The sequence below is a fragment of the Nostoc sp. 'Peltigera membranacea cyanobiont' 213 genome, from assembly GCF_002245975.1.
Classification (GTDB): domain Bacteria; phylum Cyanobacteriota; class Cyanobacteriia; order Cyanobacteriales; family Nostocaceae; genus Nostoc.
On record NZ_NOLI01000119.1, the window covers coordinates 1 to 24,867 of the forward strand.

17 protein-coding genes are annotated in these 24,867 nt (G+C 42.4%); 10 read left to right on the forward strand and 7 right to left on the reverse strand.

Annotated features, from left to right (window positions below; translation table 11 throughout):
* Positions 1-68: 68 nt before the first annotated feature.
* From CDG77_RS25250 to CDG77_RS25275, 6 genes are all read right to left on the reverse strand, one after another.
* Positions 69-6,644: a non-ribosomal peptide synthetase gene (locus tag CDG77_RS25250; RefSeq protein ID WP_094332084.1), complete on the reverse strand. Its 6,576-nt coding sequence runs from the start codon at positions 6,642-6,644 to the stop codon at positions 69-71.
* A 331-nt stretch (positions 6,645-6,975) separates the two neighbouring features.
* Positions 6,976-7,368: a hypothetical protein gene (locus CDG77_RS25255; protein ID WP_094332085.1), complete on the reverse strand. Its 393-nt coding sequence runs from the start codon at positions 7,366-7,368 to the stop codon at positions 6,976-6,978.
* A 173-nt stretch (positions 7,369-7,541) separates the two neighbouring features.
* Positions 7,542-9,251 carry an aconitase/3-isopropylmalate dehydratase large subunit family protein gene (locus CDG77_RS25260; protein ID WP_094332086.1) on the reverse strand — a complete coding sequence of 570 codons (1,710 nt, stop codon included), beginning with the start codon at positions 9,249-9,251 and terminating at the stop codon, positions 7,542-7,544.
* Positions 9,248-10,330, reverse strand: a complete 1,083-nt coding sequence (locus tag CDG77_RS25265) for an isocitrate/isopropylmalate dehydrogenase family protein (RefSeq protein ID WP_094332087.1) — start codon at positions 10,328-10,330, stop codon at positions 9,248-9,250. The genes CDG77_RS25260 and CDG77_RS25265 overlap by 4 nt, the downstream gene beginning before the upstream one ends.
* Positions 10,314-11,492, reverse strand: a complete 1,179-nt coding sequence (locus tag CDG77_RS25270) for a 2-isopropylmalate synthase (RefSeq protein WP_094332088.1) — start codon at positions 11,490-11,492, stop codon at positions 10,314-10,316. Before CDG77_RS25270 ends, CDG77_RS25265 begins: the two co-directional genes overlap by 17 nt.
* A 22-nt stretch (positions 11,493-11,514) precedes the next feature.
* Positions 11,515-13,650 (reverse strand): patatin-like phospholipase family protein, encoded by a 2,136-nt coding sequence (locus CDG77_RS25275; protein WP_094332089.1) that lies wholly within the window; start codon positions 13,648-13,650, stop codon positions 11,515-11,517.
* Positions 13,651-14,637: 987 nt separating this feature from the next.
* Here CDG77_RS25275 and CDG77_RS25280 point away from each other — a divergent pair.
* The gene (locus CDG77_RS25280; RefSeq protein WP_094332090.1) at positions 14,638-15,099 is read left to right on the forward strand and encodes a hypothetical protein; all 462 of its coding nucleotides are present in this window, start codon (positions 14,638-14,640) and stop codon (positions 15,097-15,099) included.
* 79 nt (positions 15,100-15,178) lie between these two features.
* Here CDG77_RS25280 and CDG77_RS25285 read toward each other — a convergent pair whose 3' ends face one another.
* A complete protein-coding gene (locus CDG77_RS25285; RefSeq protein WP_094332091.1) occupies positions 15,179-16,321 on the reverse strand; it encodes a BMP family ABC transporter substrate-binding protein in 1,143 nt (380 codons plus the stop codon).
* Between the two features lie 236 nt (positions 16,322-16,557).
* On the opposite strand from CDG77_RS25285, the gene CDG77_RS25290 reads away from it, so the two are divergent.
* The 9 genes from CDG77_RS25290 (at position 16,558) to CDG77_RS25330 (ending at position 24,710) form a co-directional block, all read left to right on the forward strand.
* Positions 16,558-18,057: an acyl--CoA ligase gene (locus CDG77_RS25290; protein ID WP_094332092.1), complete on the forward strand. Its 1,500-nt coding sequence runs from the start codon at positions 16,558-16,560 to the stop codon at positions 18,055-18,057.
* A gap of 40 nt (positions 18,058-18,097) precedes the next feature.
* Positions 18,098-18,487, forward strand: coding sequence for a hypothetical protein (locus tag CDG77_RS25295; RefSeq protein WP_094332093.1), 390 nt, complete (start codon positions 18,098-18,100; stop codon positions 18,485-18,487).
* An 82-nt stretch (positions 18,488-18,569) separates the two neighbouring features.
* Entirely contained in the window at positions 18,570-18,791 is a 222-nt protein-coding gene (locus tag CDG77_RS25300; protein ID WP_094332094.1) for a type II toxin-antitoxin system HicB family antitoxin, read from the forward strand.
* Entirely contained in the window at positions 18,781-18,993 is a 213-nt protein-coding gene (locus tag CDG77_RS25305) for a type II toxin-antitoxin system HicA family toxin (protein ID WP_094332095.1), read from the forward strand. The genes CDG77_RS25300 and CDG77_RS25305 overlap by 11 nt, the downstream gene beginning before the upstream one ends.
* Positions 18,994-19,101: 108 nt before the next feature.
* A complete protein-coding gene (locus CDG77_RS25310) occupies positions 19,102-20,394 on the forward strand; it encodes a DNA methyltransferase (protein ID WP_094332096.1) in 1,293 nt (430 codons plus the stop codon).
* Between the two features lie 36 nt (positions 20,395-20,430).
* Complete coding sequence (locus CDG77_RS25315; protein WP_094332097.1) at positions 20,431-21,294, forward strand: hypothetical protein; 864 nt, start codon at positions 20,431-20,433, stop codon at positions 21,292-21,294.
* Between the two features lie 33 nt (positions 21,295-21,327).
* Complete coding sequence (gene cobJ, locus CDG77_RS25320; RefSeq protein ID WP_223269973.1) at positions 21,328-23,046, forward strand: precorrin-3B C(17)-methyltransferase; 1,719 nt, start codon at positions 21,328-21,330, stop codon at positions 23,044-23,046.
* A 695-nt stretch (positions 23,047-23,741) separates the two neighbouring features.
* Positions 23,742-24,233, forward strand: a complete 492-nt coding sequence (locus tag CDG77_RS25325) for a DUF4174 domain-containing protein (protein ID WP_094332099.1) — start codon at positions 23,742-23,744, stop codon at positions 24,231-24,233.
* Between the two features lie 120 nt (positions 24,234-24,353).
* Positions 24,354-24,710 (forward strand): hypothetical protein, encoded by a 357-nt coding sequence (locus CDG77_RS25330; RefSeq protein ID WP_094332100.1) that lies wholly within the window; start codon positions 24,354-24,356, stop codon positions 24,708-24,710.
* Positions 24,711-24,867 lie beyond the last annotated feature (157 nt).

The window sequence follows — 24,867 nt, forward strand, 5'->3', positions numbered from 1 at the left end:
GTTCATGAGGATTGGGGACTGGGGATTGGGGACTGGGGACTGGCAATTGAGAGACAAATGACAAATGACTACTTTTTTTTATTGATTTTGGTTAGGAATTTGTCAAGCTGTTTTTGGCTGAGTCTGGCTGCTGAGAAGTCTGAAGGTGTATGACCGATCGCATCAGGGGATTGACAGTGGGTAATGAGCGATCGCAATGCCTCTATAAACCCAAAGGCTAAATGCTCAATGGTGTCTCGTTTATGAACTTTCTCGCTGTAAGCCCAAGTCATCTCCAATTTTCCGGCGCGAATTAGTCCGCTTACGCCTAACAGATGGCTGCGTTGATTAAGTAAACTCTGTTCAGCTTTAAATTCTTGAGTTAAACCCAATACAGCAGATGCCGTCAGCACCCGATCGAACTGACCAAGGTAGTTGAAACTCACTTGTGCTTGGGGTAAACTCTGTAGTTTCGTGCGGATTGTTTCATCACGATCCAAATATCGCAACACACCATAGCCGATGCCTCGGTTGGGGATGCGTCGCAGTTGTTCTTTAACTAACTTTAAAACCTCTCCGGGATGGTCAGTTTCTTCTAGCTGTAAGCTAACGGGGAATAAGGTAGTAAACCAGCCCACAGTCCGCGACAAATCCACATCTTCAAATAAGTCTTCCCGTCCATGTCCTTCTAAATCAACAAGCAGAGAACGTTCTCCCGTCCATTGGGCAAAGCTTTGCACTAAGGCGGTCAACAGCACATCATTAATTTGAGTGTTGTAGGCAGAGGGTACATCCTGCAAGAGGGCGCGAGTCTGTTGTTCGTTTAAAGAAAGTGACACAGTAGCGGTTGAGGCGATGGTGTTATTTTCTTTATTTGCAGGATAGTCTACTGGTAAGGCGGTAACTTTCAAACTAGACTCACTTAGCCAGTAATTCAACTCATCTGATATCGCCTTTGATTTTGCGTATTCTCTGAGGCGATCGCTCCAATATTGCCAAGAAGTTGTCTTAGATGGTAATTTAATAGCTTCGCCACGGCTGATTTGTTGGTAAGCCGTAGCCAAGTCTTCGAGCAAAATTCGCCACGAAATGCCATCTACTACTAAATGATGGATGATGAATAGTAACCGACCAGATCGATCGTTGCCTAACCGAAACAGCACCACTCGCGCGATCGCTCCGGTAGATAAATTCAAACTAGCCTGAAATTCCGCATCCTTAGCTTTCATCGCTGTTTGTTGTTCTTCTGGCGACAGATGCGACAAATTGATAACACTAAATGGCACTAGTTCTTGGGTGGCGACGTTAAACTGCTGCCAGTTTTCCCCTTCTTGCAGAAAGCGCAGACGCAAAGCATCGTGATGCAGTAACAATTGTTGCACGACTTTCTGTAATAGCTCTGGTTGCAAGTCTGGCGGCACTTCTAGCATAGCTGACTGATTAAAGTAATCAGATTCGGGCAATTTCTGCTCGAAAAACCACTGTTGGATGGGTGTCAACGCCACAGAGCCAGTTACTAACCCTTGTTCGGCTATTACTTGGCGAGTTATACCTGCCACGGCAGCCAATTCCGCAATAGTTTGGTATTGAAATAGCTGTTTCGGGGCAATTTGGATACCCACTTGATTGGCTCTTGAAATTACCTGAATGCTGAGGATAGAGTCTCCGCCCAATTCAAAGAAGTTATCGTGGATGCCGACCTGTTTTAGTCTTAAGATTTCTGACCAAATCGCCACTAATCTCTCTTCTGTAGGTGTTTGGGGAGCAACAAATTTATCTTCTCCACTCCGGGAAAGGTTGGGGGCTGGTAGGGTGCGGTAGTCTACCTTGCGGTTGGGTGTCATCGGCAGCGCCTCTAGCAGCACGAAAGCCGAGGGAACCATATAATTCGGCAGTTTTTGCTTGAGGAAATGGCGCAGTTCATCAACGTTTGGTTGCTGTTCGTGCGGAACAACATAAGCTACAAGGCGCTTTTGTCCAGGGATGTCTTCACGGGCAATAACGACAGCCTGAAATACCTGTGAATGTTGACGCAACACCGTTTCGATTTCTCCCAACTCAATGCGGAAGCCGCGAATCTTTACCTGATCGTCAACTCGACCGAGATATTCTAGGTTGCCATCTGCGCGAAATCGTGCTAGATCGCCAGTTTTATAGAGACGATCCAATTTTGGATTTTGGATAAATTTCTCAGCCGTAAGTTCAGGGCGTTGCCAATATCCTCTAGCTAATCCGGCTCCACCAATGTGCAGTTCTCCAGGAACTCCTATAGGCACTGATTGCAGATATCGATCTAGGACATAAACCTGAGCATTGCTGATGGGTCGTCCAATACTAACAGAGGTGGCTGCTGGGGTTAAGCAATCTAGGGTGGTTACAACCGTTGCTTCCGTTGGCCCGTAACTATTAAATAACTGGAGTGGCTGGGAAAAATGAACAATACTACAGTGCCAATGCTTGACTTTTTCTAGTTGAGCTTCTTCTCCCCCCACAATCACAACCCTGAGACTTTCGGGAATTCGGGAGTCTTTTGGGGTAAGTTCTGCTACCAATTGATGCCAATAAGCTGTAGGGAGATCCAAAACTGTCAATTTCCATTGTTGACAATACCGCCAAAACTCATCGCTGGAGTGCAACATCGGTTCGGTACGTAGCACTAATGTTGCACCGACTAAAAGACAAGGAAAGATTTCTTCAATAGATGTATCAAAACAAATTGACGCAAATTGCAGAATTTTATCGCCTGCATTGATTCCATATTCATGAGTGGCGGTGATGACGAAATTTATTAGCGATCGCTGTTCAATCATTACGCCCTTGGGTTTACCCGTAGAGCCAGAGGTATAAATAATGTAGGCGAGGTTATCAAGTTGAACGTCGCTAATCGGATTGCTTGTATTTTGTTGAGCAATTATTGCCCAGTCTTTATCTAAACAAATCGTTTTTCCGGCATAATCTGGCAGTTTGTCCTGGAATCTTTCTTGAGTCAGCAAAATACCTAATTGCGTATCTTCAAGAATATCAGCTAATCGCTCTTTGGGATAAGCAGGGTCGAGGGGAACATAAGCACCCCCAGCTTTGAGAATGCCGAGTAAGCCGATGATGGTTTCTAGGGAGCGCTCAACGCAGATACCAACCAGCGTTTCTGCTTTGACTCCCAAACTTTGGAGATAGTGGGCTAATTGATTGGCGCGATCGCTCAATTCGCGGTAAGTTAACTTTTGACCTTCTTGTTGAATCGCCACAGCATCAGGAGTTAACTCTACTTGGGCTGCAAATAACTCATGCACACATTTAGTTGCAAAATACTCTCGGTGAGTTTGATTCCATTCCACCAATAATTGCTGCTGAGTCTGCGTTAGCAATGGTAATTCAGAAATTCGCTGCTCAGGATTCGCTACAATTCCTTTTAGTAGCTTTTGATACTGCTCTAGCACTTGTTGGATTGTGGCAGCATCAAAAAGATCGCTATTGTATTCTAAAACTAGGGTGATTCCTTTTGCTCCCCTTTTAGCACCGTTCTGCACGCTTTGTTCAAAACGCGGTATGACGAGGAAATCTAGATCGAACTTTGCAGATTTATTACTGAGCGGTTCATGCAAGCTAATGTCCAAACCTGGGAGACTCAAATCTGGCATAGCAGAATCATGGAAGCTGAACATCACTTGAAACAGGGGATTGTAACTCAAGTTGCGTATTGGCTTGAGAATGTCTACCACTTTATCAAAGGGTAAATCCTCATTAGCATAAGCTTCGAGTGTCACTTGACGCACCCGATCGAGTAATTCCCGAAATGTGGGATTACCTGATAAATCGGTGCGTAACACCAAGTTATTGACAATCATGCCAATTAACTTTTCGATCTCCTGCATCCGTCGATTGGCAACCGCAGTGCCGACGCTAATATCGTCTTGTTTGGTGTATCTGTGCAATATGACCAGAAAAGCTCCCAGCATCGTCATAAATAAAGTTGCACCAGCTTGACGACTCATAACTCTCAGGGATTCGCACAAATCGCTGGGAAGTTCCATTCTGACTTGATCGCCATTGTAAGTTTGCTCTGTCGGTCGCGGGCGATCGTAAGGTAATTCCAACAGAGGCGAACTACCTGATAACTTTTGTTGCCAATAGGTTAATTGGGCTTGCGCTTCTGCGGTATTCACCCATTCACGCTGCCAATGGGCAAAGTCTGCAAACTGCAAGCTTGGTTCAGTTAGTGGGGAAGGTTTACCCACACAAAAGGCTGGATAAAGTTCTAGTAACTCACCCAAAAACACATTGAATGACCAACCATCATGAGCCATGTGATGCTCAATGTGGATCAATTGATGTTCTTCTTCGCTCAACTTCAATAAAACCCACCTCACCAGGGGGAGTTGATTCATATCCAAGGGCTGCTGGACTTCTGCATCACATAGCTTTTGAGCCTCGGCTTCTTGCTCAGATTCCGGGAATGCCTGGAGGTCAATTACTTTAAAACTGATTGGTTGGTGTGGGTTAATGACCTGAAATAGCTTACCATTTACCGCCGGATAAGTGGTGCGGAAGATTTCATGACGCTGCACAATCCGATCGAGACACTGTTCTAAGACTGTGACATCAAGCTGCCCTCGAAATAGTATTTTTACCTGGAATTGGTAAGCACTATTTTCCGGCGCTAATTGCTGGATGAAGTACACTCGCTCTTGAGCAAAGGAAACTGGCAATAGTCCTTCATGGGGAATTCGTTCTATAGCTAGACGTTGCCTATGTTGTTCTTTATTACCTTGGGTGAGCAGTTGAGCTAAACTTGCGATCGTGGGGTTTTCAAAGATTTGCCCAAAGGATAACTCGACTGGGAAAACTTCGCGCACGCGAGAAAGCATCTGAGTTGCAATTAGCGAATGTCCACCCAGATAGAAAAAATTATCATTGACTCCAATCAGATCGAGTCCTAGTAATTCAGCCCAAATCGCAGCTAACTTTTCTTCAATTGGGTTACGAGGTGCAACAAAGGGTTCTTCAAGATCGGGACGGGTGCGATCGCAAGCTGGAAGATTCTGCCGATCGACTTTACCATTGGGAGTAAGGGGCAAGGAGTCGAGAATCACAAAAACTGCTGGCATCATGTAATGGGGCAGTTTTTCTTGAAGAAAGCTTTTGAGGGTAGTGACGCTCAGATCGGATTTTTGATTAGGAACAATATAGGCAACAAGACGCTTATCAGCTGGGATATCTTCACGAGCAATTACCACAGCCTGCTGCACATCCGAGTGTTGACTCAAAAGCGCCTCAATTTCTCCCAGTTCAATGCGAAAGCCGCGAATCTTCACTTGATTATCAACTCGCCCAATAAACTCAATATTGCCATCTGGTAAGAAACGCGCTAAATCGCCAGTCTTGTATAACCTGCTGCCCCCTGCCGACGCTTGCGGACTCGCTAACGCTGCGCTGTCCTCAAACGGATTAGGGATAAATTTTTCCTCGGTTAATTCTGGACGGTTTAGGTAGCCTCGGGCCAAGCCATCACCGCCAATATACAATTCGCCAGGAGTACCAACAGCAACTGGTTGAAGTTTAGAGTCTAGTATATAAATTTGTGTATTGGAAATTGGGCGACCAATGGGCACATTTGTAGCCTCTTCTGGAATATCTTGCACTAAATAACAACAAGCAAATGTTGTGCTTTCAGTCGGCCCGTAAACGTGCAGTAATCGCTGTGGCGCTCCATTTCTTAAAACCATTTTCACTGACTTTGGATCTACAGCCTCACCTCCAAATAGTAAGTGTTGTAGGTTTTTAAATGCCTGGGGGACAAAGCTGGCTAACTGATTAAATAAGGCTGTCGTCAAGAATAATACGCTAATCCCTTGTTCGCAGATGTATGCTGCAAAGTTCTGCGGCGAAAGCACAACATCTTGAGGAATTATCACCAGCCTAGCCCCGTGCAGGAGAGATCCCCAGATTTCAAATGTAGCTGCGTCAAATGAAGTATTTGAGGCTTGAGCAACGCGATTACTAGGCACAAATTTGACGTAGTTGGTGTTGCATACTAGCCGATTGACAGCCCGATGCGGTACAGCTACTCCCTTTGGTGTTCCTGTAGAACCGGAGGTATAAATAACATAAGCTAGGTTTTCAGCTGTGGTGTTGCTAGTAAGATTTTCTTGACTTTGGCAGTTAATTAATTCCCACTCACTATCCAAACAAACCAACTTTGCCCCGCTTGCTGTCAACCCTTCAACGAATTTTTCTTGAGTTAACACTACCTGAACTTGCGAATCTGAGAGCATGAACGATAGCCGTTCTTTGGGATATGTTGGATCTAGTGGTACATAAGCTCCACCCGCCTTGAGGATGCCCAACATTCCTGCGATCGTTTCTAGGGAGCGCTCAACGCAAATCCCTACCAGTATCTCTGGCTCTACACCCAAACTTTGTAGATAATATGCTATTTTGTTGGCTCGGTGGTTCAACTCTTGATAAGTTAGTTGTTGCTCTTTGAAAACAACAGCAATATTTTCTGGAGTTTTTTCTACTTGTAATTCAAATAATTCATGAATGCACAAATGTATGGAGTAATCTGTTCTAGTATCATTCCATTCAACTAATATTTTGTTTAGTTCCTGCTCAGTTAAAGCAGAATTATTAATAGACTGAGTAGAGTTGATGATAATTTCTTCCATAAACTTAGTATATAAATTGCGATATTACCCTAATAGTTTATTTAGATGATTTGGCGTTATGTCATTTTAGGGTTTAATTCATTGAAATTGTATTGAAATAAAGTTCGGTTAAGATCCCCTTCCCGGCGATAAACCCTTGAAAATGAGGTAAAACAGGTTTAAACACCCCTTTTTTTAGAGAGTTTGGAAGAAGTATTAACCGAACCGTATTTAGAGGTCATCTTCTTTAATTCACAGAAATTCAGTGTTTAGTAAATTTTGTCACCGCCAGGAAATAATCCCTTAACCTAGTAGCATTCAATCTGGCATTTCACCGAATGTCATAGTGAAATTATTCTTCAACAATTTCAACTGTTTTTGGTTGATTAAACTCTTCGGTATCAATAATGACTTCTGGGCTAAGTTGGTTTTTCAATTTTAGTTTTAGCTCCTCCGAAATGGGTAAATCTTTAATTTCTTTGAGGAGATATCTCACTGATTCGGTTTTGCTCCGTTCTGCATAAATGGCCTTAAGAATAGCTTCAATTCCATATCCCGCTACAGTATCTCCTACAACGGTTATTAGACCAAGCAATCCTATACCTCCGACGATGCCTAATGGCCCTCCCAAGGCTGTGAGGGCAGCTGCAACAGCCGCAGAACTACCTCCTGATGCGACTGTTAGAACCACGAGAATTACACCAGGAAGACCCAGCCCAGCAAGTTTTTTAACGATTTCGTCCATTGTAATTACCTAAAATCCTTCTACTCTTGGTTAAAACGTTACTAAGGGTACGAGATAGAGTCTTTGTAAATAAAGAAACCTATCTCAGAATCTAGACTAAGCTAGATAAGAGTCATTCGCGATCGCATTGGGTTAATATTTTTTGAATTTACCCCGATCTCAAAGTTCAGTCTTTAATTCAAGCGATCGCTAATTTTTCCATTGATGGCAGATATAGCCACTGTTCTAGGTGAGGCTAAATAATTTTTGCCCGTAGGATCGCCACTGCGTCCTTTAAAATTGCGATTGGTTGCATAAATGCCTGTTTCTTCTTTTGCTAAAACTCCCAATCCAGAATTAATACAAGCCCCACAACCTGTTTTGAGAATCTGCGCCCCTGCTTGTTCAAAAATGTCGAGATAGCCTAACTCTTGGGCTTGTTCTCGAATTTCCATAGTTGCAGGTACGATAAACAAGTTTACGCCGTCCGCCAGATGGCGACCGTTCAAAACTTCCGCAGCCTGAGCCAAATCATAGAGTTTTCCGCCGGTACAAGAGCCAATGAAGGCTTTGGTAATGGGAATATCCTCTAACTGACTAATGCCCACTACCCGATCGGGTTTCGGGGGACGTGCAACTTGTGGTTCTAAGTTACTAAGGTCAAATTGATAAATCCTTTCGTATTCAGCATCAGCATCCCCACTAATTTCTGTAAATTCTTGGGAACTACGGTTTTTTACATATTCACGTGTCACCTCATCAGGAACAATTAAGCCACATATTGCCCCACACTCAACTGCCATATTAGCGAGAGTCAACCGTTCATCAAATGGTAGTTGGGTGAGAATTGAGCCTCTAAACTCCATTACCTTACTGGTAGCGCCAGCACAGCCGATTTGTCCCAAGATGAATAGGATAATATCCTTGGCACTGATTTTAGAAGGTAAGGTTCCAGATAACTCAAATACTAGGGTTTGGGGAACGCGAATCCACATATCTCCTGTGGCATAAATATTCGCCATATCTGTCGTACCTACACCCGTAGAGAAGGCCCCTAATGCCCCGTAGGTGCAGGTATGAGAATCTGTTCCGGCAATCACCATTCCCGGCCGGACAAATCCTTTTTCTGGGAGTAAAACGTGGCAAATGCCTGCTGCTTCGCCTGGAGAAACTATATCAAATAAGTGACATCCTTGGTCTTGAGCAAACTTAATCATCTGTTCGTACATCAGATGGGCTTTGTTGTCAGGACGAATGTCGTTAACTTGGATAAAGTGATCTGCTACCAAAACTACCCGTTGGGAGTCCCATAACTTTGCCCCTTCTCCAAACTGCTGATAAAATACCTTGGCTACAGGCCCGGCTACAGCATCATGGGATAAAGCTAAATCGACTTGGGCAAAAACCACCTCTCCCGGTTTGACGAAGGAATTACCGGAGGCTTTCGCTAAGAGTTTTTCTACTAAAGTCATGGGTCGGGTGGATGTCAGGCTGCGAGGAATGGTAATCTGACCCTGACGACGCATCTGATTAAAAGCCATTAGCCCGCCGGCTGCTGCGATCGCATCAACTACTGGATTCTGCTCTTTTTCCCCAAGAATTTCTAGGGAAAGTCCAATATTAATACTATTACGATAAAAAATCTCTGCAAAGGATCGCGCCCGAATTTTCTTAATTCCCGCAGCTTGGAGAGCAATGGGGGCAACTTCTCGACTGGAACCACAGCCAAAGTTTTCTCCGGCTTCAATCCCATCATATTTTAGTAGTTCACCTTCGCCAATTAGGTGTTCTAAAGCATACTGTTTTAAATATTCAGGGTCATCTGTTGTGGCCCGATTGGCAGGAATAATATCATCAGTATTAATATCATCTCCCAGATGCAAAATGTTATTGGCGTTACTCATGCATAGATAGCTCCTAATTCCGAATATTGCCCAATTGAAAGTTCTTCTATTAAAAGGTCAACTAAGGTTTCAGTGTTGACTAAAATTTCTTCTCCTTGAGGAGACAAATCGGCTGTGCGATATCCTTTGGCTAAAATTCGGTCTTGTGCTTTAATAATCCGTTGGGCAGCTTGCACTTCGCCCCATTGCTGAAGCATTAAAATACAGGCTCCAAGAGTTCCCAAAGGATTAGCAATTCCTAAACCTGCAATATCTGGGGCTGTACCGTGAATGGCTTCATATAGACCAAATCCGTCAGCGTTCAGACTGGCCGATCCTAATAAGCCGATGGAACCAACTAATGCACCGCCAATATCGCTGAGAATATCTCCAAACAAATTTCCCGCCAAAATCACATCAAACTGTTGCGGATTCAGAACCATAAGCATGGCTAAGTTATCTACCAACATTGGCTCAATAACAACACCAGGAAACTGTCTGGCCTCCTCTTGCACTAGCCGAGTCCAGGGCAGATGGGGCAAGGCATTTTCTTTGTGGGCTACGGTGAGTAATCCTCGGCGGTTTTGGGCTTGCTGTAGTGCTTTTCGAGCGATCCGACGAATTTCTTCATCGTAATAGCGCATCGTATGATACCCGTAAGTTCCCCGCTCGTCTGAAGATCGTCCAGATGGGCCAAAATAAATGCCACTGACTAGTTCTCGAACGATCAGGATATCGAGTCCTTGAACTTTCTCTGGTCGGAGACTAGATTTATGCAGGAGACTTTCAACGCTACGGATGGGGCGAAGATTGCAAAAAAAGTCGAAGTGCTTTCGTAGTTCTAGTAATCCCCCTTGGCTAACAGCACCAAATACAATTCCATCGGCTCCATCGCATAGTTGGGCGGTGGCTTCAGGGAAGTAACTACCAAATTGCTCAAAGGCAGTTGCACCAAGCCAGCCATAGTCTACCTGCAAGGTAAATCTTTCAATTTGAGCGACATGTTGGAGAATTTTTAAGGAAGCTTCCACAACCTCTGGCCCAATCCCTTCCCCAGGAATAGCGACAATCCGATAGTTGTGATTACTTAAAGACCCCATTCTCCCATAACTCCAATACTTCGTTGGCTGTAAAATAGCGTTCTTGCTCAATAGCAAGGGATTTAATTACTGAGCGCATTTTCTCGTATTGCGTTCTGGGTAGAGGATTTTGCATTTGCTTTTCAAACAGATATTGGAAATTACTAACTCCACTCCATTTGCCAAATACAACGTCTATGTTACCGTGAGGAAAAATTGCAAAGCTGTTGGGGTCTGAAAATAAACAATTGACATGAGTCCCCGTTTCATGCCATTGAGCAGTTTGAGAGTATGGGGGGGCTGGGCGAACTCCTAATTGCTCAATGTAATCAGTCACAGGAGCGATCGCGTCATAGTTAATGCCCTTAACTTCAATTCCAAAGCGGACTCGTAACCCATTCAGCACCTGCTCGATGGGAATATTTCCGGCTCGTTCCCCAATCCCGCTAAAGGTACCGGATACTAAAGTTGCTCCAGCCATGAGCGACTGGAGGGTATTTTCGAGAGCCATGCCCATATCATTGTGGTAGTGTACCCCGAAAGCTACCCCTGTCGTGGATTGGAGCAGGTCGTTAACCCAGATATAGCTCTTTTCTGGGCTGAGAATCCCCACCGTATCACAGAGAACGAAGTTTTCAATATAAGGGCTGCATGAGCGGATACATTGCACTAAAAAGTCAAAATCGGCTCTAGAAGCATCCTCTGCGGCGAAGTCTACTCTCAATCCAGCGATCGCAGTCGCATAATGCAAGTTTTCGACAATTAAATCAATCGCATTTTGGCGAATTCGATCGATTACATAAGCGGGGATATTGTCATCAATGGTTTTCCCTTTAAACTCTTTCACGAGACGGATCTGAGGATCTCTTAAAAACAGTAGTCGATCGGAAACGGCATGGAAAAGAATAATCCGCTTAACTCCACAGTCTTTGGCTAAATCGATAAACTGCTTGTTCATTAAAGTAGCCGCCAAAATCTGACTATCCAACCCCTCCGAGATTAATGTTTTAACGAGTTCAGCTTCTGGTTCGCAGACACAGGGCATAGTGTCGATTCCATTAACTCCCGTTTTGGCAATTAAATGGGCGAGTTTTTGTTTGTTTGGGTAAGAGAAGAATAGACCTGCTTGTTGTTCTCCATCTCGCAGAGTGTCATCATAAATCTTGATAGGAAGGGTTTCCATTTCTAAATACTCATATTAAGACTTATTCTGATAAAATAGCGCACAACTCATCGATTTCTTGATTTCTTTCTTGAATCAGTATGTTACCTAAAGTTTGTAACTGCCGCACATTTTCTAATTTGGCATTATCTATTGCTTCGAGTTCGCTTTTTAAGAATGTTTGGAATCGATAATAAGAAGCTTTATTACCTTTCTTACCAGACTCAAACAACCTTTCTAATTCTCCAGCTACTACTTCACTTCCACCGTCAAGTACAATATTTAGCAGTGGTTTTGCCCATTGTAATAGTCCCCACTGTTTCACTTCGTCATAAGGGTAGACGCTCGTTAGCGAACCAGTACCCAAGGATACTAATAAGATATCCTCTATGTTCAGGACTTGTTTGTTTTCTTGCCTACTAATTTGCGCTTCTAAAATCGCCAAATTAGCGGGATTATTAGCGACTACTCCGCCATCGACTAAAGTATAGAAGCCATTGGTATTATGGGAACTAGAAACGCGATAGGGAGCGAAATAAGTTGGGGTTGCACTAGTTGCCAATGCCGCATCTGTGAGCGTAAAACCTGCACATAACTTGCGAAACTTTTTCGATTCTGTCTGTTGTTTTTCCAGCTTGTTTGTAAAGAAGATCGGAATTCGCTGCTCGATATCGTAGCTAGTTACAAAAACTTCTTTGAGATTATTTTCTAGAGGAGTATCGCCAAAATATTGCCTAATAATTTCTTCTCTACCCTCGGAAGAATATTTTGGTTGAACGAATATATCCTCTAGCTGACCGAGTACTTTTTCCCAAAATGGCTCGTAAAATATCTCAGCCCCATACTCAATATATATTTGTAGGAGATCCTCAGCACTATATTGAGCGGTGGGTGGGCTATCAGGTACGTCTAAATTTAATTTTGGTTTAGTTAATCCAAGTGCCAGAATTCCACCGCTTGAAGTGCCAGAAATTAAATCGAACAAACTAAAAATGGGCTTTTGTGTCCGCCTTTCAATTTCTGCCAGGATCATTGTGGGGATAATGCCTCGAATACCGCCTCCATCAATGGCAAGGATTTTATATTTGGGATTGGCTTTAGTATTCATAGTTGTTTGCGATCGCTCCTGAGTTGATGTTTGTGGTTGTTGTTGAGTATTGACTGCAACTTTGCTTTCCCTACTTTGGTCTTTTTCGGCTTTTTTATCTGTTATTTGGGGAATGGGAATTATCGGGATTGCAATGTTGGGAGATTTTTGGCTTTGTCTCTTTGTCCCTTTTTTTGCTTTTCCTTCTTCTGTCGGAGATACTGTGCTAACTTCAACGGCAGGAACCTCAATCGATACTGGATTAGCAGTTTCTTCAACAGGAGGAACCTCAATCGATACCGGATTAGTAGTTTCCTCAACAGCAAGAATCTCTGCAATCGACTGGCTTTCCACTTCCGAACTACTAGCTGTTTCACTATTCGATGATTGTGCAGTTCTCAATGGAATTTCTGCTAAATCCCAACTAGGATTGCCACGCAAGGTTCCATTATGGGCATTTGCTGTCTGGTCTTTTACAGTTGTCCCTTGTCCTTCATTTAATTTCCAATAAGCGACTAATCCAGCTTCATTTCCAACTAGAGGCTGATAGCGATGACTCTGAATTTCTACTGGGGGACAGGGATAATTCCAGACGCTAATGTTAGCTAATTGTCCTGTGAAGTATATTTGATTGTGTAAAGTTGCGCCCAGAGTTAGAGAACTAGTTGCTTTGTTTAAAGCGTCACCTGTACAATACCCAAAATACTCACTATCGTCAAGATATATAGTCAGTTGACCCTTATTAAAAACAATGGCAAAGAAGTGCCATTGTCCGATAGTTAATTCTCCATCACCAAAGGTTTTGAGAACGTTGTCAATTTTCTCATCAATGTATACATCTAGGTTTCCTAATTCACTAATTCCGAACTCAAAATTATCACTGTATCGATCTGAAGAACGAGCCAAAAAAACATTCCGCGTTCCATAAGTAGTGGCTTTATCTGTTAACTTATGAGGATTCACCCATCCCGAAATTGTAAAGGCGGTACTTCCCTGAGCAAAAACACCACTTAAATCATTTTTGCCAAAATCGATGTAATCGTCTTTGCCATCAAATGTAATAACTGATTGGCTATATACGTTATCTGTCACAATATTTGAATCTCCAAATAAAATAATTAGTCAGTCAAAAATTTAATATTATCTTCTTTTTTAAAAAAACTAATAATAACCAGATAATATCGGCTTTTGTCATCTATTTTATTAATTCTGATTGCAATTTATAAACTGCTATGAACTAATGTTTTTTATTTTGAAATGTCAAAAACATAAATTAACTAGCTTTTTTTAGCTAAGGTACATCATCTAGCCTTACAAATACTCTCAGATTTATCAAGAAAATGCAATAGCAGGTAAGACAATATTAAGTAAACAATGAAGTGGACAGTTAAGACAGTTAAGACAGTTAAGACAGTTAAGATAGTTAAAAATTGAGACAGTTAAGACAGTTAAGACAGTTAAGAGGGTAATTAAAATATTTAAAACAGTTAATAAATAATAATTAGCATCTGTAACTTTTTGCAGCTAAGTTCGGTAATTATTATTATGACTAGAGGTTAAACTGGTTCTCGGTGCAAAACTCCAGACCTCTACAGCAGCGCTATTTGAATTTAAATGTAGACAGTTGATGGTGTAATGCAGCGTTTTCTTCTGGCTAAGGTATGAACTATCGCGTGTCAATTCGCAATTATACAAGCCAATGTACTTGCACAGACAAGAGTCTGTAGTTAAGGTGCGATCGCCAAACGGTAACTGGATTAGTATTTCGCAAAATAGCTCGTTTCAGGCTTCGATTAATTATTACTGAATAGAAAATATACCCACGTTATCGGAGTTTAGGATTGCGCTTTACCTGTACCACAGATATGGTTTTCAATATAATACATGTTTGGTGTTTTTTGTCAATATGTAATAGCCTTTTCGAGGTTTTCCAAATTACGTGGAAAATAATTTTTTTACTCTGTGCATAAATTAATCAAAATGCGGTGAAAAATAATCAAGCTACTCGTGGAAGATAAGCACTCCACAAACCAAAAATTTATAACCCCACAATCATCATGGGGTATGAGGTAACTAAGTATGATTCATCACCTATCTATTTCTGTTCAAAACCCCCTACACGTTGCCGAAGTTCTGGCTGAAGTCTTGAATGGGCAAGCTTTTCCCTTTTTTCCTAACCCAGGCAGCTATATGGTTTTTCCCCTTGACGAACATGGAACAGGGATTGAAGTTTATCCGTTAAAAACTCGGCTAATGCCTGGTGAAGGAGATAAGCAGTGTAAATTTGTAGAAGATGCCACCCCTTCTGGATTCACAGCTACTCATGCAGCAATCTCGGTTTCTTCTAGTCAAGAAAAAATTGAGTTGATTGGCAAACGAGAAGGTTGGAGAGTATTACGTTGTAACCGCGACTCTTTTTTTGATGTTATTGAGTTCTGGTTGGAAAACAAAATTATGATCGAACTACTCACACCGGAAATGTCGGCTCAATATTTGGCGGCAACGCAGCCAGTAAGTTTGAAGAAAATTTTTAATTCATAACTCTGCTGCGGCTAATTTAACAACACCAATCACTAAATTTAAAAATTAAAAAGAGAAATCCTAGTATTGTTTAGCAGTGCTAGGATTTCCTATTGGGAATTGCTCCTTCAATTCCCTCAACATACCAATCCATCGCCAGTTGTCCCCGATCGTCCAACACCTTACCCTTTGGGACTCGCACCATGCCTTTTTGGTCTTTCAACGGGCCATCAAAAGGATGTGCAGTACCCTGAATAAACTCATCGCGCTTTGCATTCACCAGTTGTTGTACATCCCCCGGAATCACCTGATTCATCGGGGAAATATCCACCATTCCTTCACCAATACCATCCCAAACGTTTTGAGATTTCCAAGTATTATTGATTACAGACAAAGCTTTATCTGTATAGAATTTACCCCATTTGTTAATAGCTGATGTCAAGTGGGCTTTTTGACCAAACTTACTCATATCGGTGTTATAGCCAAAAGCATAAATGCCTTTTTCCTCAGCTAATTGGACAACAGCACCAGAGTCGGTATGCTGCGTTAGTACATCTACACCTAAATTTACCAAAGCTTGAGCCGCTTCTCTTTCTTTAGCTGGATCGTACCAACTTTGTACCCAAAGTACCTTAACTTTTGCCTGGGGATTTGTTAGACGCAGTCCTTGAGTGAATGCACTGATGCCCCGAATTACTTCTGGAATTGGGTATGCGCCAATAAAACCAACTACATTTGATTTTGTCATCTTGCCAGCAATCATGCCGGTTAAGTAACGCGGTTCTTCAATGCGTCCTAAATAAGTACCAATATTAGCAGCACGTTTGTATCCTGCACAGTCTTCAAAGATAACATCACTATAGTCTTTGGCAACTTTAATTGTTGGGTTCATGTACCCGAAAGAAGTTGCAAAAATCAACTTGTTACCATCTAATGCTAGTTGGCGAATCACTTTTTCGGCTTCAGCATCTTCGTTGACATTTTCGACAAAGGTAGTTTTTACCTTATCTTGAAGATTGGCTTCCATGTCTCTGCGGCCTAAATCATGGGCGTAAGTCCAGCCAAAATCACCTACAGTATCCACATAAACAAATCCCACCTTGAGAGGTTCATTTACTGCCACAGGCGACGCTGAGGGAAACACCTCACCCTGCAATTTGGAATTTTTGCCTTGAATACAACTCGTTAAGGCAAAACTAGATCCTGCTAAAGTGACATACTTTAGAAAATTCCGACGATCCATATTTTATCGATGGGGTTTAGTTGCTGAAAAATATTTTTCCGATCTCTAGTAACGACAGACACACTATTGACTTAATTTTAGCTCTTGTTTTTTGCCGTCAACTTACTAACAAAAGAAATCAAATAATGGTTGATATTATACAAAAGCACAATACTTTTTAATAAAAAGAAGGGAATGAGGTAGAAGCATTAATAACCAATGCCCAATGCCCAATTTTACTAATCTGGAGGTTTTTAATGAACTTATTTGAGCTTTTAGCTGGGGAAGACAATCATTTGGCCCTCGTTACGCCTGGGGGGCGATCGCTAACTTATCAGCAATTGCGCGAGAATATTCTTGGACTGGTATCTCAACTTAACAGATTTGGATTGACACGGGGAGAACGTATTGCCATTGCTATGACTAACGGTTCACCAATGGCTATTACCTTTTTGGCTGCCGCCTTGTGTGGTACTGCTGCACCTTTAAATCCCAAATACAAGCAAGAAGAATTTGCCTTCTACTACGAAGATACCCAAGCAGATGCACTGATTACCTTGTCTGGGGAACCAGAAGCAGCCATTGCCGCGATCGCACCCAATATGATGGTGATTAATGCCAAGGTAAACACTGACGGCACATTAAGCTTTGAATTAGTCAAAACAGGCTCAAAACCAACAGAATCCTCGAATCCCGCACCCCCCAACGCTGACGATCTGGCGATGATTCTCCACACTAGCGGCACTACCAGCCGTCCGAAGCGTGTACCGATTCGTCATCGCAATTTAATTGCCTCAGCTAACAACATTATTGGTGCTTACTCACTTACAGCAGCCGATACTACACTTTGTTTAATGCCCCTGTTCCACGTTCACGGATTAGTGGGTTGTTTGCTGTCAACCCTAGCATCGGGCGGCACACTAATTTGTCCTAATGGTTTTAATGCCTTAGAGTTTTGGAAACTGGTAGATACCTACAAACCTACCTGGTACTCCGCAGCGCCAACTATGCACCAGACAATTTTGGCCCGCGCTAGTCGCAACACAGAAATTGTTCAAGCTAATCGCTTTCGTTTCATTCGCTCTAGTAGTGCTTCTTTGCCCCCAATTATCATTGAACAGTTAGAGGCAACTCTCAATGCTCCCGTGGTGGAATCTTACAGCATGACTGAAGCATCGCACTTAATGACCACCAATCCCCTACCGCCAAAAGTGCGGAAACCAGGTAGTGTAGGTTATGGCTTTGGTGTGGATGTCGGCATTATGGACTCTGAAGGCAACCTATTATCTCAGGGAAGTTTGGGCGAGGTGGTGGTAAAAGCACCCAATGTCATTGATGGTTACGAAAACAACCCAGAAGCTAACGCCACAGCTTTTGTCAACGGTTGGTTCCGCACAGGAGATCAGGGTACTGTGGATGCAGACGGCTATCTCCACTTGACTGGACGCATTAAAGAATTGATTAACCGGGGTGGGGAAAAAATTTCTCCTTTAGAAGTGGATGATGTTTTGCTGCGTCATCCCGCCGTTGCTGAAGCTTTAGCTTTTGCTGTTCCCCACAAATCTTTAGGTGAAGATATCCATGCTGCTGTTGTCCTCAAAGGAGAAGCTAGCGAAAAAGAACTTTTAGCTCACTGTTCAACTATGTTGGCAGACTTCAAAGTTCCGAAGCAAATTCATATTTTAGATGAATTACCTCGTGGTGCTACCGGGAAACTGCAACGGTTAGCGATCGCGAAATTGCTTAACATCGGCTAAATCAACGATACACTAAGGAAAATTCCTTGAGGAAGCATCAATGGCACGGCCAAACGGGGTTCAAACTGAAATATCTGCACAGGAATTGCCTACAATCTCAGATGAAGATACAGTGACAGTTGAAGATTTGCCGGAACAAGTAGAGGATGTGCAAGATATTGACGACATCTTGAACTCACTCAAAACCTTGTTGAGTAGCCTAGAAAAGCTCCAAAAAGTCCGGCAGGAAGTGGGCGATATCAAACCGTTAATTGGGCGGATGCTGGATGGGGAACTAGTTGCTGGTGAAGAACTTGAGCAACTCAAGGCAGGTGTGAGCAGTCTTTCTCGCCTTGTTCGGGCTTATAATGACCATCAAATAGCGTTGGCTAAAGCCCAACCTGCGAGAAATTTGCTAGATCAAGTCCTCAAAGAGCGGAAAGCTAATTGAAACAAGAAGCGATCGCATTTTTTATTTTAGGAAATGCGATCGCTGTAAACTAAAGGTGTAACTCAAACTTGCGGCTATCCCCATGAAGTCTTTACAAGACTACACCACTGTTATCCGTCCCGATAACAATGGTACATTTGTCGCCTATATACCAGCGATTTCCGGTTGTCACGCTTGGGGACAAACGCCAGATGAGGCCCGTACTGAACTTGTCTATGTTTTTGAAATGATTCAGGAAGAATACGAAGAACAAGGACGTTCTCTACCCAAAGACGTTGAACTGGTAATTGCAAATGCCAGCTAAAGCCAGTGAATTAAAACGGGTGGCGCGGAAACTTGGTTTTGAAAAAGTGCGACAGAAAGGCTCTCATGCTCGTTGGCAACATCCAGATGGACGAGCAACCACAATTCCTATTCATAGCAATGCTGAAATTGGTAAGTGGTTATTTTATGAAATTCTCAAGCAGTTGGGTATTACAGAGGAAGATTTTAACCAACTGCGATAAATACTGTGTATTAGTATTGCCTATTAGTATTGTATTGCAAAGCCCCATTTCAACGATTTGTTGTCAAGCATCGCTTAATAATAAATAATAATAATAATAACTCTCCACATGAATCCACAATTAGAATTGCCATTTCAGGAATTTTCTTCTTGCACTTCCAAACCCTTGGACAGTTCATCTACATTTATTAATAACATGAAATTGCCAGTTCATCGCTGGTTTAGATTTAGTGCAGGTTTCTCTGCACAATGGGTTGAAACTATAATTAGCCAAGCTAAAGAACGAAGAGAAATTACAGTCTTAGATCCATTCTCTGGTTCTGGTACAACCTTACTCGCATCTGAAAAGCTTGGAGTTGAATGTTTAGGAATTGAGGCTCATCCCTTTGTTGTGCGTATAGCAAGAGCTAAACTTTTATATCAAACTGACGCTGATGCTTATCTTGAACATATACAAAAAGTTATAAAACGTGCCGAAAATGTTCAGCCCTGTATAGATACATACCCGAAACTGATTCATGAATGTTTTAGTATATCTTCACTTGAGTCTCTAGATAGATTGCGCCAATCTTGGGAAAAACTTGCTGATGATTCATCTGAATCTCAGTTAGTGTGGTTAACACTTGTATCAATTCTTCGTCATGTTTCTCATGCTGGAACTGCACCTTGGCAGTACATTTTACCAAATAAAAAGAAACAATATTCAATAGATGCAATGTCTGCTTTTTGCCTAATGGCAGAGAGTATAGCTACAGATATGAGAATTGCCGGAAAAATGGCGGCTTCTGTTGCTACACTTATTCAATCTGATGCTCGGACTTGCCAGGGTGTACCTGATAATTTTGCCAACTTGGTAATCACTTCACCACCCTATGCTAACAACTATGACTATGCAGATGCTACACGTCTAGAAATGTGTTTTATGAAAGAAATTTCCGGTTGGGGTGATTTACAAAGTGCGGTGAGGCAATACTTAATTCGTTCATGTTCGCAGCATGTAACCAATAAGAATGTAAACATCGACGAAGTTCTAGCATCTCATGAATTAGCTCCAATCAAAACTAGTATTATTGAAACCTTTCACAAATTGTCCCAAGAACGACATTTACATGGAGGTAAAAAGAATTATCACTTGATGATTGCCTGCTATTTTTTGGATATGGCTAGAGTTTGGATAGCACTTCGCAGAGTATGCAAAAGTCCTGCAACAGTTTGTTTTATGATTGGTGATTCTGCTCCCTATGGTATTTATGTTCCGGTGATTGAATGGATGGGTTTATTAGCACAAGCAGCAGGGTTTAAATCTTTTAATTTTGAAAAAGTTCGTGACCGAAATGTGAAGTGGAAAAATCGCAAGCATAGAGTTCCTCTTTGCGAAGGTTGTTTGTGGGTTTACGGGTAGGGTAATCACAACACAAATTATTTTTGCACGAATGTAATGGCAGAGTCGTTTTCACATAAATGGGGTCAGATTTTAGGGCATTTCATCCAAGAATTCATTCGTGAGACACTTCAACAAGTGGCTGATGAGCATGGTTTTTACTTAGATTCTCAGAGAAAGCGCAAAGCACGAATCACTAAAAAGGTATCATGGCAAGATCGCTACGGAAACTATCATGACCTTGACTATGTACTGGAACGAGGAGGTACAGAAGATACTCTTGGTCTTCCAGTAGCATTTATTGAGACTGCGTGGCGGCGTTACACCAAGCATTCTAGAAACAAGGTTCAAGAAATTGAAGGAGCGCTTATTCCTTTGGCAGACACCTATAGTCACCTTAACCCATTTTTAGGAGCTATTCTAGCAGGTGTGTTTACTCAAGGAGCGCTTGACCAATTAGAATCTAAGGGCTTTAAAATTCTTTATCTTAAGTATGAAAACATCGTTAAATCATTTACATCTGTTGGGATAAATGCATCTTTCAATGAAAGTACGTTAGAAGCAGACTTTCAAAATAAGATTGAACAATGGAAAAAATTATCAGCGCCGGATATTACTAACATCAAAAATCAAATGCTAAGTCTTGAAAAATTCCAAATAGATAAATTTATCAATACCTTAGAGCAGTCATTTGCTAGACTAGTCCAACAGGTAAATGTCATTGTCCTACACGGGCTATCTCAACAAACTTCTACTGTCGAAAATGCTATTGAATATATTCATAATTATCCAGATAATCAACCTACATTAGCCCCACCATTAAAATACGAGATTGATATTCGTTATAATAATGGTGACTTAATTCACGCTATATTTAACAATAAAATTGAAGCACTCAAATTTCTAAGAACATTTATTTAAAGTGCTAATTATATAATTCGTAATTAAGTGATAATGAACGTTGCACCCGCCATTGTAGTACTAGGTCAAAATAGCGTGACAGTAGCACGCAAAATAATCAGCGTTCTACCAGGAGCGACGCTATACGGTCTAGCGGGTCGTACATCGGGAGTGGATGTCAGCTTTACTAATTTTGGTGACACATTACGCGAGTTATTTGCTCAGGGAACGCCGCTAATTGGCATTTGTGCCGCCGGCATTTTAATTAGGACGTTAGCTCCCCTACTCTCGGATAAACAACAGGAACCACCAGTGTTAGCTGTGGCTGAAGATGGTAGTGCTGTTGTCCCCCTGTTGGGCGGACTTGCTGGAGTAAACGATTTGGCCCGCCGCATTGCTGAAGCTCTTGATATCAAACCTGCAATTACGACCACAGGCTATTTACGTTTGGGTACAACGCTGTTGTCTCCTCCCCCCGGATACCATTTAGCAAACCCAGACGATGCTAAGAAATTTATCTCAGATGTGCTAGCCGGGGCGCAAGTCAAACTAGAAGGAATAGCACCTTGGTTGAGCGATCGCAAACTACCCATAGATCCACAGGGAAATTTGACCATCCAAGTTACCGAACGTTTGGTGACTCCTACAGCCAACTGTCTTGTTTACCACCCAGCAACGATCGCGATCGCAATTAATGACACCATTGATGATGCAATCCCTTTAGTACAGCAGCTACTAGCTGATGCCAAACTAGAAAAAACATCAGTCGCCGGGATATTTGCACCCATGACTGCCGCAGCCAATCCCGCAATCCACGCTGTAGCTAGCGCCTTGGACGTACCTGCCCGCTTTTTTACCCCAAATCAGCTAGAAAGTCTGTTATCACAAGGTTATAGCCCCGTCCAAGCAGCAGCGATCGCAGCCACAGGCACATCCCCCTTATCTTCGTCATCTCCTGACGTTGCGATCGCCATTGCCCCCCAACCAATTGACCCCAACACCATCGGTCAGCCACGCGGACGGTTAGCGATTATTGGTACTGGCCCTGGTGGATCGCAATGGATGTCTCCCGAAGTCAAGGAGATACTGAAGTCTGCAACTGACCTAGTGGGTTATAAAACTTACTTAGATTTAATCGGTTCTCTGGCTGATGGCAAGCAACGCCATGAGTCCGACAACCGCGAAGAAGAAGCACGGGCAAAAATGGCTCTTGATTTGGCAGCATCTGGGCGATATGTTGCTGTGGTTTCATCTGGCGATCCTGGTATCTATGCAATGGCAACAGCAGTTTTTGAAGTATGCGATCGCTATGCCAAACCCGAATGGGAAAGTATCGACATTCATGTAGCACCAGGCATTTCGGCTATGCAAGCAGCAGCAGCAGCCATTGGTGCGCCCCTTGGACATGACTTCTGTGCTATTTCCCTCTCTGATATCTTGAAGCCTTGGTCTGCGATCGCCCAACGAATTGCTGCTGCTGCGGAGGCTGATTTCGTAATCGCCTTTTACAATCCTGTTTCTAAAGAGCGTACCTGGCAACTGGCTGAAGCAAGAAATATTTTGCTGAGACATAGAACACCTGATACCCCAGTAGTATTGGCGCGGAATCTCGGTAGACCAGGACAAACGGTAAAAGCGATCGCACTTGACCAGCTAACACCAGAAAGCGCTGATATGCGGACAATTATTCTCGTTGGTTCCACAAAAACCCGAACCATCAAGCGTAGTGATGGCAATATCTGGGTTTATACACCGCGTCGCTATATCGAATAAGCTAAAAATCTTTTAATTTGCATCCTCAAAACAATGAATCTCTTGTGGGGTGGGCAACATGAGCGCCCTAGTTGTGCAATCTTATTTGCGCGACAGCTTAGTAAGTACGAGATTAAAGCCATCCTAGCTGCTTTAGCAAGGACAGCTTTCTCATGGATAATATCGCTTCCTATCTGCTAGCAGGCGATGCATTTTACTAAGAAATAAAAACGGCGATCGTGACTATTACGTTAATTTCACTCCTGCTATCTAAGGAAGTGCGATCGCGGTTATGAATTTGATTCGGCACAATTCTAATTTTCGTTAAATAGCTTTATTTGACGAAAATTTTAGTATATGTAGGGTGTGTTAGGCGTAAGCCGTAACGCACCTGACTCCAAAGCTTTTGGTGTGTTACGCTGTCGCTAACACACCCTACGTCTATTTCAAAAATCAAATATGAGTCCTATAGCTTTATTTGACGTAAATTTTAGAGATTTGACTATCACCAGTTTTTAAAATGGGATTTTAACTGGTGTTTGCCCCTCAAAACTGTTCAGCTTTTGAGGGGCAAATTTTTGGCTTTTCAGGCTAAAATTTGATGCTTTCTCAGCCTACCTACTTACCTAATAATGAAGATAAACCATCAACAGATGGAGAGAAAATAGGGCAACTAATGATAAGTTAAGAGCATATAAAACAGATAAAAACCCATTGTGAATAATTCAGTATTAATTGCCCTTCCCCTATTAGCGTGTATAGTTCTGTCGCCAGTTAGTAAAGCTGATATCGTCCAAAAATCAACCAATCACGCCATCAAAATGTCTTCATTTAACCTCAGTTCCCAAAAATGGAAAAACCGCGTTCTACTAGTCTTTGCACCGTCTGTTGACAACCATACTTATCAGCAGCAAATGCAACTATTGCAAGCTCATAACGGCAATTTTGCAGAGCGGGATTTAGTTCTCGTTCAGGTTTTGGCAACAGATGAAAGCTATGCCAACAGACAGCCAATAGATAAGTCTTCTGCTGCCAAGTTGCGCGATCGCTTTGGGGTTGAGAAAGAGAGTTTTCGCGTGATTTTGGTGGGTAAAGACGGTGGTGTTAAGCGCAGTGATGCTACTCCAGTGAAGGCGACAGCAATTTTTGAGGAAATTGACGCTATGCCCATGCGTCAGCAAGAAATGCAAGAGCGAGGCAGAAAATAAAATTTTCTCTAAGAGAAGCTACCGAATGGTAAAACCAGTGATATCCTAATAGGCTTTACTTGCACTGTAAGATTTAATCGGATAACCTGAGCGATCGCAATTGTTTTCTAAAAAAATCTAATGAACAAATTCCTACTGAGTTTGCTTTCTTCCCCAGTGCTGATTAGCTCCATTCTCTCTATGGGAGTCATGCTAAATCAAGCACAAGCTATAGAGCCACAACCAGCAACCCAAAGCACAGACCGTTTATCTTGTATCCGCAATAAACATAAAGTAGGTTTAGTATGTGCAAGGGCTTCCGTATTGGCTCAAATTCCTAACTATCAGCGTGAAATCGAGTTTTCTCAAGAAGATGCTCCGATGCTGGAGTTTAATGATGAAGAAAGCAATGTGGCAATTAACTTATTTGGCTGCGATTGTCCTGCTTGTATAAATTCTTTACGTCAGATGCGCGGTGCAACACCTTTGGTATATTAGGATTTTACAAAAAAAGAGCAGAAAGACCACTAGTATGTGGGTAACTCAGGAACCCACATACGCCATTCTCTCAATCCGAAGGGACTTCCAAAGAATAAATTAATCAACAAAAACCAAGAATCCAATTTTAAACAATAATGATAATCATTTTAAGGGG

Coding starts and splice junctions, on each gene's coding strand:
- CDG77_RS25250 (WP_094332084.1), bottom strand. CDS start 6,644: ATGGAAGAAATTATCATCAACTCTACTCAGTCTATTAATAATTCTGCT.
- CDG77_RS25255 (WP_094332085.1), bottom strand. CDS start 7,368: ATGGACGAAATCGTTAAAAAACTTGCTGGGCTGGGTCTTCCTGGTGTA.
- CDG77_RS25260 (WP_094332086.1), bottom strand. CDS start 9,251: ATGAGTAACGCCAATAACATTTTGCATCTGGGAGATGATATTAATACT.
- CDG77_RS25265 (WP_094332087.1), bottom strand. CDS start 10,330: ATGGGGTCTTTAAGTAATCACAACTATCGGATTGTCGCTATTCCTGGG.
- CDG77_RS25270 (WP_094332088.1), bottom strand. CDS start 11,492: ATGGAAACCCTTCCTATCAAGATTTATGATGACACTCTGCGAGATGGA.
- CDG77_RS25280 (WP_094332090.1), top strand. CDS start 14,638: ATGATTCATCACCTATCTATTTCTGTTCAAAACCCCCTACACGTTGCC.
- CDG77_RS25285 (WP_094332091.1), bottom strand. CDS start 16,321: ATGGATCGTCGGAATTTTCTAAAGTATGTCACTTTAGCAGGATCTAGT.
- CDG77_RS25290 (WP_094332092.1), top strand. CDS start 16,558: ATGAACTTATTTGAGCTTTTAGCTGGGGAAGACAATCATTTGGCCCTC.
- CDG77_RS25295 (WP_094332093.1), top strand. CDS start 18,098: ATGGCACGGCCAAACGGGGTTCAAACTGAAATATCTGCACAGGAATTG.
- CDG77_RS25300 (WP_094332094.1), top strand. CDS start 18,570: ATGAAGTCTTTACAAGACTACACCACTGTTATCCGTCCCGATAACAAT.
- CDG77_RS25305 (WP_094332095.1), top strand. CDS start 18,781: ATGCCAGCTAAAGCCAGTGAATTAAAACGGGTGGCGCGGAAACTTGGT.
- CDG77_RS25310 (WP_094332096.1), top strand. CDS start 19,102: ATGAATCCACAATTAGAATTGCCATTTCAGGAATTTTCTTCTTGCACT.
- CDG77_RS25315 (WP_094332097.1), top strand. CDS start 20,431: ATGGCAGAGTCGTTTTCACATAAATGGGGTCAGATTTTAGGGCATTTC.
- cobJ (WP_223269973.1), top strand. CDS start 21,328: ATGAACGTTGCACCCGCCATTGTAGTACTAGGTCAAAATAGCGTGACA.
- CDG77_RS25330 (WP_094332100.1), top strand. CDS start 24,354: ATGAACAAATTCCTACTGAGTTTGCTTTCTTCCCCAGTGCTGATTAGC.